Source organism: Nocardia sp. NPDC050697 (assembly GCF_040654395.1).
In the GTDB taxonomy this organism is placed as follows: Bacteria; Actinomycetota; Actinomycetes; order Mycobacteriales; family Mycobacteriaceae; genus Nocardia.
Genome location: NZ_JBFAHY010000001.1, coordinates 935,719 through 950,098 on the forward strand (window position 1 = coordinate 935,719; position 14,380 = coordinate 950,098).

Annotated in this window: 17 protein-coding genes; 13 read left to right on the plus strand and 4 right to left on the minus strand. The window is 72.7% G+C overall.

Features of this window, described 5'->3' with window-relative positions; genetic code table 11:
- The first annotated feature begins 85 nt into the window (after window positions 1-85).
- Window positions 86-775 (plus strand): LppX_LprAFG lipoprotein, encoded by a 690-nt coding sequence (locus tag AB0H71_RS04710; RefSeq protein WP_357014833.1) that lies wholly within the window; start codon window positions 86-88, stop codon window positions 773-775.
- 38 nt (window positions 776-813) lie between these two features.
- Here the strand turns inward: AB0H71_RS04710 and AB0H71_RS04715 are convergent, their stop codons facing one another.
- From AB0H71_RS04715 to AB0H71_RS04730, 4 genes are read right to left on the minus strand one after another with little or no spacing between them, the layout of a single operon-like run.
- Window positions 814-1,185, minus strand: coding sequence for a hypothetical protein (locus tag AB0H71_RS04715; RefSeq protein ID WP_357014835.1), 372 nt, complete (start codon window positions 1,183-1,185; stop codon window positions 814-816).
- Window positions 1,182-1,655: a hypothetical protein gene (locus AB0H71_RS04720; protein ID WP_357014836.1), complete on the minus strand. Its 474-nt coding sequence runs from the start codon at window positions 1,653-1,655 to the stop codon at window positions 1,182-1,184. Before AB0H71_RS04720 ends, AB0H71_RS04715 begins: the two co-directional genes overlap by 4 nt.
- Complete coding sequence (locus tag AB0H71_RS04725; RefSeq protein ID WP_357014839.1) at window positions 1,652-2,284, minus strand: hypothetical protein; 633 nt, start codon at window positions 2,282-2,284, stop codon at window positions 1,652-1,654. Before AB0H71_RS04725 ends, AB0H71_RS04720 begins: the two co-directional genes overlap by 4 nt.
- Window positions 2,281-2,505, minus strand: a complete 225-nt coding sequence (locus AB0H71_RS04730; protein WP_357014840.1) for a hypothetical protein — start codon at window positions 2,503-2,505, stop codon at window positions 2,281-2,283. Before AB0H71_RS04730 ends, AB0H71_RS04725 begins: the two co-directional genes overlap by 4 nt.
- A 571-nt stretch (window positions 2,506-3,076) precedes the next feature.
- On the opposite strand from AB0H71_RS04730, the gene AB0H71_RS04735 reads away from it, so the two are divergent.
- From AB0H71_RS04735 to AB0H71_RS04790, 12 genes are all read left to right on the plus strand, one after another.
- Complete coding sequence (locus tag AB0H71_RS04735; protein ID WP_357014843.1) at window positions 3,077-3,328, plus strand: acyl carrier protein; 252 nt, start codon at window positions 3,077-3,079, stop codon at window positions 3,326-3,328.
- A 67-nt stretch (window positions 3,329-3,395) separates the two neighbouring features.
- Window positions 3,396-4,547 (plus strand): 3-oxoacyl-[acyl-carrier-protein] synthase III C-terminal domain-containing protein, encoded by a 1,152-nt coding sequence (locus AB0H71_RS04740; protein ID WP_357014845.1) that lies wholly within the window; start codon window positions 3,396-3,398, stop codon window positions 4,545-4,547.
- Window positions 4,544-5,503, plus strand: a complete 960-nt coding sequence (locus AB0H71_RS04745; RefSeq protein WP_357014846.1) for a hypothetical protein — start codon at window positions 4,544-4,546, stop codon at window positions 5,501-5,503. Before AB0H71_RS04740 ends, AB0H71_RS04745 begins: the two co-directional genes overlap by 4 nt.
- Window positions 5,500-7,149, plus strand: coding sequence for an FAD-dependent monooxygenase (locus tag AB0H71_RS04750; protein ID WP_357014849.1), 1,650 nt, complete (start codon window positions 5,500-5,502; stop codon window positions 7,147-7,149). The genes AB0H71_RS04745 and AB0H71_RS04750 overlap by 4 nt, the downstream gene beginning before the upstream one ends.
- Window positions 7,146-7,655, plus strand: a complete 510-nt coding sequence (locus tag AB0H71_RS04755; protein ID WP_357014851.1) for an SCP2 sterol-binding domain-containing protein — start codon at window positions 7,146-7,148, stop codon at window positions 7,653-7,655. The genes AB0H71_RS04750 and AB0H71_RS04755 overlap by 4 nt, the downstream gene beginning before the upstream one ends.
- On the plus strand, window positions 7,652-8,899 hold the full coding sequence (gene fabF, locus AB0H71_RS04760) for a beta-ketoacyl-ACP synthase II (RefSeq protein WP_357014853.1): 1,248 nt from the start codon (window positions 7,652-7,654) through the stop codon (window positions 8,897-8,899). The genes AB0H71_RS04755 and fabF overlap by 4 nt, the downstream gene beginning before the upstream one ends.
- Window positions 8,900-8,901: 2 nt before the next feature.
- Complete coding sequence (locus AB0H71_RS04765) at window positions 8,902-9,375, plus strand: DUF3237 domain-containing protein (RefSeq protein ID WP_357014856.1); 474 nt, start codon at window positions 8,902-8,904, stop codon at window positions 9,373-9,375.
- Between the two features lie 4 nt (window positions 9,376-9,379).
- Window positions 9,380-10,135, plus strand: coding sequence for an ABC transporter ATP-binding protein (locus tag AB0H71_RS04770; RefSeq protein WP_357014859.1), 756 nt, complete (start codon window positions 9,380-9,382; stop codon window positions 10,133-10,135).
- Window positions 10,135-10,872, plus strand: coding sequence for an ABC transporter permease (locus tag AB0H71_RS04775; protein WP_357014862.1), 738 nt, complete (start codon window positions 10,135-10,137; stop codon window positions 10,870-10,872). Before AB0H71_RS04770 ends, AB0H71_RS04775 begins: the two co-directional genes overlap by 1 nt.
- A gap of 38 nt (window positions 10,873-10,910) precedes the next feature.
- Entirely contained in the window at window positions 10,911-11,906 is a 996-nt protein-coding gene (locus AB0H71_RS04780; protein WP_357014864.1) for a DUF1702 family protein, read from the plus strand.
- The gene (locus AB0H71_RS04785; protein ID WP_357014866.1) at window positions 11,903-13,306 is read left to right on the plus strand and encodes an AarF/ABC1/UbiB kinase family protein; all 1,404 of its coding nucleotides are present in this window, start codon (window positions 11,903-11,905) and stop codon (window positions 13,304-13,306) included. The genes AB0H71_RS04780 and AB0H71_RS04785 overlap by 4 nt, the downstream gene beginning before the upstream one ends.
- 93 nt (window positions 13,307-13,399) lie before the next feature.
- A complete protein-coding gene (locus AB0H71_RS04790) occupies window positions 13,400-14,341 on the plus strand; it encodes a hypothetical protein (protein WP_357014868.1) in 942 nt (313 codons plus the stop codon).
- Window positions 14,342-14,380 lie beyond the last annotated feature (39 nt).

Here is a 14,380-nt window from a genome sequence, read left to right on the forward strand (position 1 = left end):
ACAGATTGCGCCACTTTACATCTCGGTTACCAACAATTTCGGGAACCGACGCTTCCCGCGCTGCCGGAGCCGATACCCTGGAGGGGTGACCAGACGGATTTTCCGAGCCGGTTCGGCGGTGGCGATCACCGCGTTCCTGGCGGTGGGGTGTGGCGATGGATCCGGCGGGCTGCCCGACCCGCAATTCCTGCTCCGCGGCGCGACCGCGGCCAGTGCGGCCGTGACCAGCGCGCACGTGCAGATGAACAGCGAGGGGCGGCTGTCCGGGCTCGATGCCAGGGAGCTGAGCGCCGACGTGCGGGCGCGCGGCAAGGCCGGGCCGGGCGCCTCCGTGGGGACCGCGAAGGTCACCGGCGCCACCCTGGCCTTCGTCGAGCAGGAGGGCAGGTTCTACACCCGCGGCCCGGACGGGAGGTACAGCGCGGCGCAGCTCCCGGCCGGCGCGGCGCTGCCGCGCCCCTCGGAGCTGCTCGATCCCGAGCGCGGGCTGGCCAAGCTGCTCGGCGGGTTGCGCGAGGTGCGCACCGAGGCGCGGGAGGAGCGCGAGGGGGTGCTCGCCTTCCGCGTCGTTGGGACGGTGCCGCGGGCCGACGCCGCGGCCTGGCTGCCGGGCAGCACCGGCGATCCGACGCTGACGGTGTGGTTCGCGGCGCAGGGCAGGCACCTGCCGGTCGGCACCAGGCTCAGCACCGTCAACGACACCGGCCAGCCGGTGACCATCGACTTCGCGCTGAGCGAGCTGAACGAGAAGGTGCAGATCCCGGCGGTCGACTGATCCGGTGGCCCCCGCCCGGCGGGGGCCACCCCGAGCTCTCAGCGCCGCACCCGCAGAGCGACCGCGACCGCCGCGAGCTCGCCCTCCACCTCGGCGCGCAGCCCCCACTCGTCCGGCTCGGCGCGCCGCTCCACCGTCAGCAGCACCTGGTCACCGGGTACGACGAAGCGCCGGAAGCGCAGGCCGCGGGTTTCGCGCAGCCGGAGCAGCGGCTCGTCCGCCACCGCGCGGACGAGCGCGATCCCGCTCTCCAGCAGCAGCATTCCGGGCAGCGTCGGGTAGCGCGGGAAGTGCGCGGCGAAGACCGGCAGCGTCCCGGTGACGTTCAGCAGCGCGGTGCCGCACTCCCCCGGCCGCACGATCTCGACCGCGTCGAAGGCGGGTGCGCCGTAGGTGGCCGGCGCGGTCACGACGCGCTCCGCGCCGGGGCGTCCAGCGGTCCGGCGCCGAGCAGGGTGGCCGCGGTCCGCGCGGTCTCGGCCGGGTCGTCGAAGCGGTCGGCGTCCACGAAGGCGCACATGATCCGGCGGGCGATCAGGATCGGCTCGCCGTCCACCCGCACCGTGCCGTCCACGCTCGCCGTGCGGGCGCCGGCCTGGGTCACCTCGACCTCCAGCCGCAGCACGGCGCCGCGCCCGGCATCGCGCAGCACCGTCACCTCGGCGATGTTCAGCAGCGCGGCCCGCTTGCGGTGCTCCGAGCTGAGCAGCACCAGCCAGGCGCCCGCCTGGCACAGCGCCTCCAGCACGATCCCGGCGGGCACCACCGGCCCGGCCTCGGACGGCTGCCAGTAGTCCTCGTAGATCGAGGTCGCCTTGCTGGCGCGCAGCGTCCGCATCGGCTCCCAGGCCTCGATGCGGTCGATCAGCTGGAATTTCACGTCGCCTCCGCCGCCAGCAGCGCCCGCAGCCGCTGCGCCAGCTCCGGCGGCGCCACCCCGGCCACGCGCGCGATGGACTCCGGGCCGGGCAGCAGCTCGGCGGCGGCCGCGAGCACGGCCGGATCCAGCTCGGCCAGGCAGGCCCGGAGCTGGGGTTCGGTCGCGATGTCGAGCATGCCGGCGAGCGTGGGGTGGTCGGCGTGCGTGACGAGTTCGCGCGCCACCCGCACGGCCAGCGGCACCGGGAGCGCGGCGATCACCGCGCCGGATCGCGCCAGATCCAGGTGCGTCGCCACCCGGGCCAGGTACTCCGGCGGGAGCCGCTGGGCCACCGCGGCGGCCCTGGCCGGCTCCATCACCGCCGCCAGGTGCGCGGTCATGAGCGGGCTGTCGTTGCGGGTGGCCACCTTGGCCGCCATCGGCGGCGGCACCAGCCGGGTGGCGGCGGCGACCGAGCTCAGCCCGGCCTCCTCGGTGATCCCGAAAATGCGGTCCGACACCAGGACTCGCAGCGCGGCGAGGTCGGCGGCGGGGACCTCGGTGAGGTAGCCGATGCGCTCGGCGGTGACCCCGAGCAGCCGCGCCAGCGCGGTGACGGCGGCCCGCCGGACGGCCGGTGAGTCGGTCACAGCCCCACCGCCCGCCGGATCGCCGGGCGCAGGAAGCCGGGGATGGCGTCCAGCGCGTCCTCCGCCGCGACGGTCAGCTCCGCGATCCGCTGCGTGCAGGCGGCGTCGACGAGCTCGGCGAGATCGGCGCGGTTCGCCGCGGGCAGCGCGGCTATTCCGGCGGGAAGCGGCGTGCCGAAGAGACCGGCCAACCGGTCCTCCGGATCTTCGGATTGCGTCATCACGACCTCCACGGCGACAGGGGGCAGCGCCCTACGCCCGCATCGGCACCGATGCGGACCGGGGACAAGACTTTTGGGACGATCCGAGCGGGAGAGCGAACCTGCGTGGTCCGACGGCCGGAGCGTAGCACGGCGCGCCGGGGGTCGCCGGGCGTTCGCGTTCACCGAGCGATCGCTCGGTAATGCAATTCTCGGCAATTCGGACAGGATGCTGGACTGTCGCGAATGTATTCGGCCGTGGATACCCGGAATAGCGGATAACCGGCCGTGTGCGGCGTGTCCGTTCGTGTCACCCGAATGCAAATAGTCGCCCGTCCAGTTCTGTGCAGATTCACATCTGTGCCGAGACCTGTTGACGCTGAGACACTCTCGTTCTAATCTCGAACCCGGCACCCGGCCGGTCGGCATGTTGTGAGGAATGGGGGAATCCTCTGTGCCGGCAGTTGTGAAACTCGACATCGCCGTCGAGGGGTGATCCGGTACTCGTCGTCGCCGACGAGGTTGCACATTTCCTTGGCTACCCGCGCTGCGCACCATTTGTGCGTCGTCTGCGGGGAAAGGTCGGTCAATAATGTCTGTCGATGTAGCGATCCGCGACGATATCGCAGAATTCCTGCGCGCCCACTACGACGTCGATCTGGATGTCGTCTCGCCCGATGCCACGCTCGACGACCTGGGGCTCGATTCCCTCGGCGTGCTCTCGGTCGCCGATCTCATCGAGAACAAGTACGGCATCTCGCTGGACGACGAGCGAATCGCCTCGGTGCGCACCTTCGCCGATCTCATGGGGTTGATCCGGCTCAAGGCCGCCGAGGTCTCCTGACCGGCGCGTCCTCCTTTCCTCGCGTTTCCGCACAGCCCCGGTCACCGATTCGAGAAGGCACGACTTCATGGACGCATACATCACCGCAACCGGCCGCTTCCTCCCGGGCGAGCCGATCACCAACGACGAGATCGAGGAGTACATCGGCAAGGCGGGCCGCGCCTCGTCCGATCTGAAGGACCAGATCCTGCAGAACAGCGGCATCAAGACCAGGCACTACGCCATCGACAAGGACCAGCGGACGGTCTATTCGAATGCCCGCATGGCCGCCGAGGCGGTGCGCGCGGCGGTCGGCCGGGCCGAGCTCGCCCCGGACGACGTCGAGCTGCTCGCCGCCGCGACCACGCTCCCCGACCTCATGGGGCCCGGCCACGCCAGCATGGTGCACGGCGAGCTCGGCTACCCGCCCATGGAGATCATCACCGCGCACGGCATCTGCAGCTCCGGCATGATGGCGCTGAAGAATGCCTACCTGCAGGTCAAGGTGGGCGAGAAGAAGACCGCGCTCGCGGTCGCGAGCGAGCTGGCCAGCCGCGGTTTCAAGCACACGCGCTACGCCGAGATGAAGACCACGACCGAAGACGGCTCGCTGCCGATGGAGACGGCGTTCCTGCGCTACATGCTCTCGGACGGCGCCGGCGCGGCGGTGGTCTCGGATACCGCGCCCGCGGATCGCACGAGCCTGCGGATCGACTGGATCTCGCTCACCTCGTACGCCAACACCGAGAACGCCTGCATGTACTTCGGCAGCACCAAGAATTCCTGCGAGAAGACCTGGGGCGATTATCCCTCGGCCTCCGAGGCGGCCGCCGCCGGTGCGCTCGCGCCGCGGCAGAAACTGTCGCTGCTGCCGCACCTGGTGCGGGTCGGAATCGACGAGTACGAAAAGCTCGCAAATGCTGGGAAATTCGATCCGGACACCGTCACCTGGTTTCCCGCGCACTACTCCAGTGAGCGCATGAAAACGATGCTGACCGGAGAATTGAAACGGCGCGGGGTCTCCGCGGGGCGCCCGGAGGCGTGGTTCAGCAACCTCACCAGGGTGGGCAATATCGGCAGCGCGAGTATCTACGTCATTCTGGACGAAATGCTCACGCAGAATCTGGTGCAGCCGGGCGACACCCTGCTCTGCATGGTGCCGGAATCCGGGCGATTCGCCATCTCCTTCATGCACCTGACGGCGGTGCGCGGCCCGATCGAGCATTCGGGCGCCGCATGACCGGACGTGCCGGAATCCGGGCCGTCGAGCCGGAGGGTGCCGTCGGCAGCGGCGCCGACAACCGCCCGGTCGTGGTCTTCGAGTACTCGCAGACCGGGCAGCTCACCGAGGTGGCCGACGCACTGGTGGCCCCGCTGGTGGCCGCGGGCAGGCCGGTGCGCCGGGTGCGGTACGCCCCGGTCGAGCCGTACCCGTTCCCCTGGCCGGTCGCCCGGTTCTTCGGCGTATTCCCCGCCGCCACGGACGAATCGGCGCGGGTCGCGCTCGCCGCCGATCCGGCGGAGCTGTACACCGCCCCGGACGAACTGGTGATCCTGGCCTACCAGGTGTGGTACCTGGCGCCGTCGGTGCCGGTGCGCTCGCTGCTCGCCGCGCACCCGGAGCTGTTCGCCGGGCGCGAGGTCGTGACCCTCGTCGCCTGCCGCAATATGTGGTACTCGGCCGCGGCCGAGGTGCGCCGAACGCTCGCCGGGCTCGGTGCGCGGACGGTGGGCACGGTCGCCGCGATCGACACCCGGCCGCAGGGGATCACGCTGGTCACCACGCTGCGCTGGCTGCTGCTCGGCTCCAGGGACGGCTTCCTCGGCCGGGCCGGGGTCGGCGCCGACGAGCTGCGCCGGGTCGGCGCGGCGGGCGAACGGCTGGCCGCGGCCGCCGGGCCGGACGAGACCGCGCTCGCGCTGGCCGACGCGGCCCCGGTGGTTCCGGTGCTCGCCGCCGCGGATCTCGTTGCCGGACAGGTGTTCCGGCGCGCGGGAGCGGCACTCCGCCCGGCGCGCGGGGTGGCGCGGGCCGCCGGGCTGCTCGGCTTCGCGCTGACGCTCGGCGTCGCCATCGTGACCGGGCTGCCCGCCCTGGTGGCGGCCCGGCTGCTGCTCGGTAAGCGGTTCGACCGGGTGGTGCGGGCCCGGCTGGCCGGGGTCACCGCCGCGACGAGCGCGGGAGCGCCGCGATGAGCCCCCGCGTCGCCGTCGTCGGGGCGGGCCCGGCCGGGCTGGCCGCCGCGCACGCGCTGGGCAGGCACGGGGTGGAGACGGTCGTGCTGGAGAAGCGCACCCGGCCGCCCACACACCCGCAGGCCACCCTGGTCAATGTCCGCACCTGCGAGATCCTCCGCGAATTCGGGCTCTTCGACGCCGCGCTCGCCGCGGGCACCCCGCTGGAGCAGGCCGCGCGGGTGCGCTTCCTGACCGCGGTGGCAGGCACCGAGCTGGGCCGGCTCGAGCTCATCGAGGACACCGACAAGCTCATGCGGCTCGCCGCGCAGAGCCCGGCCCGGCCCATGCTGTGCCCGCAGAACCGCCTGCAGGAGGTGCTCGGCGCCGGACTGGCCGAGCTCCCCGGGGTCACGCTGATCACCGGCGCCACCGTGGACGCGGTCTCGACCGGAGCGGACGGCGCGGTGCTCGAGTACACCGACGGCACCGGCGCGCACCGGCTCGCCGCCGACTACGTGCTGCTGGCCGAGGGGCTGCACGGCACGCTGCGCGCGCAGGCGGGCATCACCCGGACGGCCGGTCCCCCGCTCGGCAGCCTGCTCGACGTGCACTTCCACGCCGATCTGGGCCGCTGGCTCGGCGGCGCCGAGAGCGTGCTCTCCTGGATCGTCAACCGGGAGCTGCGCGGTGTGCTCATCACCGTCTCCCCGGATCGGGACGAGTGGCTGCTGGAGATCCCGCTCGCCGCCGCCGACGGTGACCGCACCGGTGAGGCCGCCGCCCTGGTGGCCGCCGCCATCGGGGCACCGGTCGAGGTGGAGATCAGGGGCGCCCGCACCTGGACCATGGGCAGCACCGGGATCGACCGCTGGCGGGACCGCTCGGGCCGGATCTTCGCGCTCGGCGACGCCGCGCACACCTTCCCGCCCACCGGCGGGTTCGGCATGAACACCGGCATCCAGGACGCGCACAACCTGGCCTGGAAACTCGCCGCCGTGCTGGCCGGGTGGGCCGACGAGCGGCTGCTCGACACCTACGGGCCCGAGCGCGAACCGGTGGCCCGCTTCAATGCCGCGCAGAGCGAGCACAATGCCCGCGCCATGGCCGAATTCGGGGCGCTGGCGCTGGCCGCGCCGGACGCGGCGGCGCTGGCCACCGGGATCGAGGAGCAGCGCCCGCACTTCGACTTCTACGGTCAGGCGCTCGGCTTCCGGTACGGCGCGGAGCCGGTGGTCGGCGATGTCATCGACTACACCCCGGAGGTGCGCCCCGGCAGCCGGGTGCCGCACCACTGGCTGCGCGATGCCGACGGCACCCCGGTCTCGACGCTCGACCTGACGGGCGGCGGATTCGCGCTGCTCGCCGCCGAATCGGCCGGCGACGCCTGGGCCGACGCGGTCGGCTACGCGCACCTGATGAACACCGTGCCGGTCACCGCGTTCACCCTGCTCCCCGGTTGCCGCGCCGGCGCGGCGGCCGCGCTCGGCGACCCCTCCGGCGCGGCTACGGCGGCGCTCTGCGCCGAGCCGGGGCAGGCGGTGCTGGTCCGCCCGGACGGGCACGTGGCGGCGGTGCTGCCCGGCCGCGACCCCTACAACGAACTCATCGCGGCCGTGATCCGCGCCGTCACCGACGGTTCAAGCACAGCGGAGGTATTCGTATGAACGCAGTGGAGACGGCGGCCCGGCTCGCCGCCGATACCGGGAAGGCGAGCCGCGCCCAGATCGAGGATCTGCTCTCCGGTGAGCGGGCGCGGGTGCGCCGGGTGGTGGAGGTGCTGCCCGCCGAGGATCTGCTCTGGGCGCTCGGCACCGAGGTCGGCGCGCAGGCGCTGCGCAATGCCATCGCGCTGATGCCGGAGTACTACCTGCCCGGCCGGTTCGACCGCGAGGTCGCGGTCCGCTTCGAGATCGCCCGCCCGCCCGGCGAGACCGTGGTGGACACCGTCTCCTTCGGGCCGGAGGCGTGCCAGGTGCTCGGCCCCGAGTACCCCGGCGCGGTGGCGCTGACGGTGTACCTGGACGGCGCCGGCTTCACCCGGATCGCCACCGGCCTGGACAAGGGCATGGAGCTGATGATGCGCGGCGAGCTCCGCGTCCAGGGCGACGTCCAGGTCGCCATGAAGATGGAGGCCTTCTTCGGCCTCGACCCGAAGGGGAAGAAGCGATGAACGGCGATCGCAAGCGGGTGGTCATCACCGGGATCGGGCTGGTGACGCCGATCGGCATCGGCACCGACCGGTACTGGAAGCAGCTCACGGCGGGGGTGAGCGGGGCCCGGCTCATCGAGTCCTTCGACGCCTCGTTCAACCGGGTCCGGATCGGCGCGGAGATCACCGATTTCGATCCGTCGGACTGGCTGGAGTACAAGGACGCCAGGCGCTACGACCGGGTGGGGCACCTCGCGGTTGCCGCCTCCGACCTCGCCCTGAACGACCAGGGCATCGACGGGCTGGACCGCGCCGAGATGGCCACCGTGATCAGCTCGGCGCTCGGCGGCACCGCCACCGCCGTGCAGAACATCGAGGCGCGAGCCGGGGGCCGCAATGCCTCCCCGCTCTTCATCCCGATGACGATGGCGAACTTCGCCGCCTCCGCGGTCGCCTTCCGGCACAAGCTGGGTGGCCCGAGCTACGCCCCGCTCAGCGCCTGCTCCTCCTCGGCCGACGCGGTGGGCCAGGGCTACCGCATGATCCGCGACGGGTACGCGGAGTCGGCGCTGGTCGGCGGCGCGGAGGCGGCCATGGAGCCGGTGGTGCTCTCCGGCTTCACCAGCATGCGGGCGCTCTCCGCGCGCAACGACGACCCGAAGGGCGCGAGCCGCCCGTTCGCGGCCGACCGGGACGGCTTCCTGCTCGGCGAGGGCGCCGGCATGCTGGTGCTGGAGTCGCTGGAGTCGGCGCGCGCCCGCGGCGTGCACGTCTACGCCGAGATCTGCGGCTACGGCCAGGTCGTCGACACCCACCACGTCACCGCCCCGCGTGCGGACGGCGCCTGCGCGGCCAGGGCCATGCGGCTGGCGCTGCGCGAGGCGGGCGCCGAGCCCGAGCAGGTCGGCTACATCAACGCGCACGGCACCGGCACCGCGCTCTCCGACCCCGCCGAGACCAGGGCGGTGCACACCGCGCTCGGCGCGCACGCCCGCTCGGTGGCGATCAGCTCCACCAAGCCGATGACCGGGCACATGCTCGGCGCCACCGGCGCGGTGGAGGCGGCGACCTGCGCGCTCGCCATCGACCGCGGCCTGCTCCCGCCCACCATCAACCACACCGTGCCGGACCCCGAGTGCGACCTGGACTACGTCCCGAATGTCGCGCGCGCCGCGACCGTCGACCTCGCGCTCTCGAATTCGATCGCCTTCGGCGGGCACAACGTGACCCTGGCCTTCCGTCGCCCCGCGGACGAGGAGAACTGACCGTGGAACTCACCCGAATCGGCACCGTCACCGCGCACCTCAAACCGCCGCAGATGATCGGGCCCGGCCCGTACGGCATCCGGATGTTCATCGAGATCATGGACGGCACGCTGGAGGGCGACCCCTCGGTGCCGGAGGTGAACTCGATCGCGGGCACCGTGCTGCCCGGCGGCGGCGACTGGGTGCTCATCGGCGCGGACGGCTACGCCCGGCTCGATGTGCGGGTCCAGTTCCTCACCTCCAGCGGCGCGGTGGTCTTCGCCGAGTTCCTCGGCCTGATCGAGATGACCGACAAGGTGCAGGACGCGCTGATGTCCGGCGCCGCCACCGAATTCGAGGACCAGTACTTCCGGGTCACGCCGCGGCTGGAGACCGGTGACCCGCAGCTGGAGTGGGTGAACCAGGCGGTGTTCCTCGGCGAGGGCCGCTTCGTCGAGGGCTTCGGCCTGCAGTACGTGATGTACCGGGTGGGCTGAGCCGATGGCCGCCCCTGACAACGCCGCCGTTGTCGTCGAGGAGCTGCGGGTGCGGCGCGGGGAGGCGGAGGTCCTGCGCGGCCTGTCGTTCGCCGTGCCCACCGGCGCCGTCACCGGGCTGCTCGGCCCCAGCGGCTGCGGCAAGACGACGCTGATCCGCTCGGTGGTCGGCGTCCAGCAGATCCGGTCGGGCAGCATCACGGTGCTCGGCGCGCCGGGCGGCAGCGCGGCGCTGCGCTCCAGGATCGGCTACGTCACCCAGTCGCCCTCGGTGTACGGCGATCTCACGGTGCGCCAGAACGTGCGCTACTTCGGCGCGGTGTACGGGGTGCCGGCGACGGCCGCGGATGCCGCGATCGCCGACGTCGGGCTGACCGAGCACCGCGGCAGGCTGGTGGACAACCTCTCCGGCGGCCAGCAGGCCCGGGTCTCGCTGGCCTGCGCGCTGGTCGGCAAGCCCGAGCTGCTGGTCCTCGACGAGCCGACCGTCGGGCTCGACCCGGTGCTGCGCCGCGACCTCTGGCAGCACTTCGCCGAGCTCGCGGCGGGCGGCGCCACCCTGCTGGTCTCCAGCCACGTCATGGACGAGGCGGACCGCTGCGACCGGCTGTTGCTCATGCGCGAGGGCAGGCTGCTCGCCGACCAGACCCCCGCCGAGCTGCGCGCCGAGACCGGCACCGCCAACCTCGAGGAGGCATTCCTCGAGCTGGTGCTCGCCAGTACCCGCGCGCAGGATCCCGAGACGACAGGAGCGCAGTGATGTCACCCCGGCTGACCTGGTGGACCGTGCGGCGGGTGCTCACCCAGCTGCGCCACGACCGGCGCACCATCGCGCTCATCCTGGTGGTGCCGAGCGTGCTGCTCACGCTGCTGCGCTACGTCTTCGACGGCCGCCCCGACATCTTCGACCAGATCGGGCTGCTGCTGCTCGGCATCTTCCCGTTCACCTCGATGTTCCTGATCACCAGCGTGGCCATGCTGCGCGAGCGCACCACCGGAACGCTGGAGCGGCTGCTCAGCATGCCGCTGCACAAGCTGGATCTGCTGCTCGGCTACGGCATCGCCTTCGCCCTGGTGGCCATGGTGCAGGCGGCGGTGGCGGCGACGGTGGCCTACGGGTTCCTCGGGTTGCAGACCCAGGGCGCGATCGGGGTGGTGCTGCTCATCGTGGTCGCCACGGCCGTCCTCGGCTCCTCCACCGGGCTCTTCACCAGCGCGTTCGCCCGCACCGAGTTCCAGGCGCTGCAGTTCGCGCCGTCCATCATCATTCCGCAGCTGCTGCTGTGCGGGCTGATCTGGCCGCGCGAGGAGATGGCGGGCCCGCTGCGCGCGGTCTCCGACGTGGTGCCGCTGCGCTACGCCGCCGAGGCGCTCGGCGAGGTCGGCACCTACCCGCTGCCGACCACCCTGCTCTGGCGCGACCTCGCCGTCGTGCTCGCCTTCGGCCTGGTGCTGCTGGCGCTCGGCGCGGTCACGCTGCGCCGCAAAGCCCGCTGACCATCCCCCGCTCCCCGACGACCCCGAGGTGAACCACCGTGACCACCGCGCTCGGCGTCGCCAGGCACCTGGTGCCCGCGCCGTCGATGAAGGACATGCTCTTCCACACCCGCCGCTTCCCGGTCACGCCGGGGCCGGTGGCCCGCCGCTACGAGGGCGTCTCCCGCGCCGTGCTGGAGGGTTTCGAGTGCGGCGCCGACCTCCGCGACCCGGCCGAGATCGCGGCCCGCCTGGAGTGGGTGGACCCCTTCTACCGCAGCCTGGCCTGCGAGGGTGCGGTCGCGGCGCTGGCGCTGCGCGACCTCATGTCGCCGCGCAGGCGCAGCCGGGCGGTCGAGTTCACCCGCGGGCCGGGCGCGCCGCACGCGCTGCTCGCCTACGTCGGGTTCGGGCTCGCGCTCTCCCGGCTGCCCCGGCCGCTGTGGCGGCGCGCGCTGCCCCGGCTGGAGCTGGCCGAACCGCTGCTGGCGCACCTGAGCTGGCTCGCGGTCGACGGCTACGCCTTCGACCTGGCCTTCTTCGACCCCGAGCGGTGGATCGTGCGCCGCGAACCGGCGCCCAGGTACCGCTGGGAGGGCCGCTCGGACTACTTCGGCCGCGCCTTCGATCAGGGCGTCGGCCGGGCCGTTTCCTTCTACCACGCGGGTGATTTCGACGCCGTCGCCGCCACCATCGGCGGCTTCGAGCCGGAGCGGCGCGGCGATCTCTGGAGCGGCGCGGGCGCCGCCATCGGCTACCTCGGCGGCCCGGACCGCGCCGGGCTGCTGCGCGTGCTCGCCGCCGCCGGCCCGCACGTCCCCGACCTCGCCATCGGCGTGGTGATGGCGGCCGAGGCCAGGCAGCACGCCGGGTATGTCCCGGAGAACACCGAACTCGCGGCCGAGGTGGTCTGCGGCGCGGACGCCGCCACCGTCGCCGCGCTCGCGGTGCAGACCGCGCAGGACCCACCGGACCCGGCCGGGCTGCCCGCCTACGAGCAGTGGCGGCTGCGCATCCGCGACCGGTTCAGCGAGCTCGCGGTGGTGCCGCGGTGAGCGCCGCGCCGCTGCGGCTGGTCACCGCGCCGGTGGCCGACCGGCCCCCGCTGGACACCTTCGGGGTGCGCGAGGCGGCGAGGGTGCTGATGATCGGCCTGGTACTCGGCGGCACCCTGCTCGCCGGACTCGCCCGCCACGGCATACGGAAAGCGCTGCGCCGCAGTGGGTCCGGCTGGCGGGAGGCAGCGGCGGAGGCCACCGTCGACGCCTTCGAACGGCTCGGCCCGCTCTTCGTGAAGCTGGGCCAGCTCATCGCCTCCTCCTCCGGCGCCTTCCCGCCCGCGCTCTCCACCGCCTGCCTGCGCTGCCTGGACCGGGTGCGCCCGTTCCCGGCAGCCGCGGCGCGACAGATCGTGCGGGCCGATCTCGCGCGGCCGGTGGACGAGCTCTTCCGCTCCTTCGACGACACCCCGCTCTCCGCCGCCTCGGTGGCGCAGGTGCACGCCTGCGTGCTCCCGGACGGCCGGGAGGCGGTCCTCAAGATCCAGCGCCCCGGCATCGCGCGCCGCATGATCGTCGACCTGCGCGCCGCCCTGCGCACCGCCCGGCTGCTCGAGCAGTTCTCGCACGCGGCGCGGGTGGCGAACGCCGTCGGCGTGGTCGACGACCTCTACGAGGCCACCGTCGGCGAGCTGAACTTCCTGGTGGAGGCCGAGAACCAGCGCCGAATCCGGGCCGACCTCACCGCCTTCGGCGACAACGAGGGCGTCATGGTGCCCGAGGTGCACACCGCGTACTGCGGCCCGCGGGTGCTGTGCATGGAGCGGGTGCGCGGCGTACCGCTCGACCGCTTCGACGTCACCGCCGCCCACCCCGACCCCGAGCTGCTCATCCGCAGGCTGGTGAAGGTCTGGCTGGAGGGCGTGACCGTGCACGGCCTCTTCCACGGCGACGTGCACGCGGGCAATCTCTGGCTGCTCGACGACGGCAGGCTCGCCATGCTCGACTTCGGCATCGTCGGGCGGATGACCGCGCCGTGGCGGCAGCTGGTGCGGAACATGTTCCACGCCAGCGCCTTCGACGGCGACTTCACCCCGGTCGCCGCCTCGCTGCGCGAGCTCGACCTCTTCCCGGACCAGAGCAGCGACGACGCCGCCATCGGCAGCCAGCTGGCCATGGTGCTCGGCCCGATCCTCTCCGGCGAGCTGGCCGAGCTGGATCTGAAGACGGTCACCGGGCTCATGCTCGACTTCGGCACCGACAGCGGCATGAGCGGCCCGCGCCAGCTCATCCTGATGGGCAAGCAGCTGGGGTACTTCGAGCGCTACGCCGTCACCCTGGCGCCGGACTGGCGGCTCGGCACCGACCTGTTCCTGCTGCGCAATATCTTCCCCGACGAAGTGGCGGCGGCGCGGGCCGAGCTGCCCGCCGCGGACCGCTCCGAGCGCTCCGGTTAACAGCGGGCGCGCGCGGGGATATCTTCGAGCGGAACCCGCCGTGCGCCCGGACCCGGACCACGCCGGACGGGTTCGCGCTTCCTGGAGGCAGCCGTGCCCACTCCCCTCGTCCGGATCTCCGCTACAGCGGCGGCGCTCGCTCTCGCCGTACTCTCCCTGACCGCCTGCAACGACGAAGTCGGTACCGCCACCCCGGCCTCCCCGTCGTCGGCCGCTCCCGCCGCGGGCGCCCCCGCGCCGGGCGGTCGCTCGGGGCAGTCCACCGTGCGCACCATCGGCAAGACCGGCTGGTACGACGATTTCACCATCACCGTCGACAAGGCCACCGTGGTCCCGGACCAGTACGGCGGCGCCGAGGTGACCATCGACCTCACCTACGCCAACACCGGCCTCACCGACCGCATGCTCGGCCTCACCCCGACGCTGCTGGTCAACGGCGAGCTCGACGGCGGCGCGACCTTCGACAGCCCGACCGTCGCCGCGGGCGGCAAGGGCAAGGGCAAGGCCGAGACGCCGGTGCAGTCGCTGGACGACGCCGAGCACCTCATCGACACCCTGACCATCGTCTACGGCACCGCCACCGACAACCAGACCATCATCCCGCTGGCGGCCGGCGAGAAGGTGCAGAGCGTGCAGCCGCGCAGCTTCCCGATCTCGGCCACCCTCACCCAGGGCGACACCACCGCCACGATCACCGGCGCCACCCTGCACCCCAGCTACAGCACCGGCGACCGCGGCAAGTCCGACCTCTCGCTGCACGTCACGCTTACCGGCGGCGCCGGGATCCCGGCGGGCGGCGCGAACATCTACTACCAGTACTTCAGCGTGCGAACCCCGGACGGCCGCACCGTGCCCGCCGACTTCAAGGGCCCGATCAACGAGCTGCTCGCCGCGAACCAGACCATCGACAAGCCGGACAACGTCGCGGTCTTCGTGGTCGACTCCCCCGGCACCGGCACCTACACGCTCTCCTACAACGCCCTCGGCGCCGAGGGCGAGGGCTCCGCGCCCACCGCGCCCATCACCCTGAACTGACCCCGGGAACGCCGACGGCGGCCCCGCACCTCGTCGTGC

What these genes read in the sequence shown, in the direction of transcription:
- AB0H71_RS04775 (WP_357014862.1), top strand. Translation starts at nt 10,135, where the DNA reads ATGTCACCCCGGCTGACCTGGTGGACCGTGCGGCGGGTGCTCACCCAG.
- AB0H71_RS04770 (WP_357014859.1), top strand. Translation starts at nt 9,380, where the DNA reads ATGGCCGCCCCTGACAACGCCGCCGTTGTCGTCGAGGAGCTGCGGGTG.
- AB0H71_RS04755 (WP_357014851.1), top strand. Translation starts at nt 7,146, where the DNA reads ATGAACGCAGTGGAGACGGCGGCCCGGCTCGCCGCCGATACCGGGAAG.
- AB0H71_RS04735 (WP_357014843.1), top strand. Translation starts at nt 3,077, where the DNA reads ATGTCTGTCGATGTAGCGATCCGCGACGATATCGCAGAATTCCTGCGC.
- AB0H71_RS04745 (WP_357014846.1), top strand. Translation starts at nt 4,544, where the DNA reads ATGACCGGACGTGCCGGAATCCGGGCCGTCGAGCCGGAGGGTGCCGTC.
- fabF (WP_357014853.1), top strand. Translation starts at nt 7,652, where the DNA reads ATGAACGGCGATCGCAAGCGGGTGGTCATCACCGGGATCGGGCTGGTG.
- AB0H71_RS04740 (WP_357014845.1), top strand. Translation starts at nt 3,396, where the DNA reads ATGGACGCATACATCACCGCAACCGGCCGCTTCCTCCCGGGCGAGCCG.
- AB0H71_RS04750 (WP_357014849.1), top strand. Translation starts at nt 5,500, where the DNA reads ATGAGCCCCCGCGTCGCCGTCGTCGGGGCGGGCCCGGCCGGGCTGGCC.
- AB0H71_RS04730 (WP_357014840.1), bottom strand. Translation starts at nt 2,505, where the DNA reads ATGACGCAATCCGAAGATCCGGAGGACCGGTTGGCCGGTCTCTTCGGC.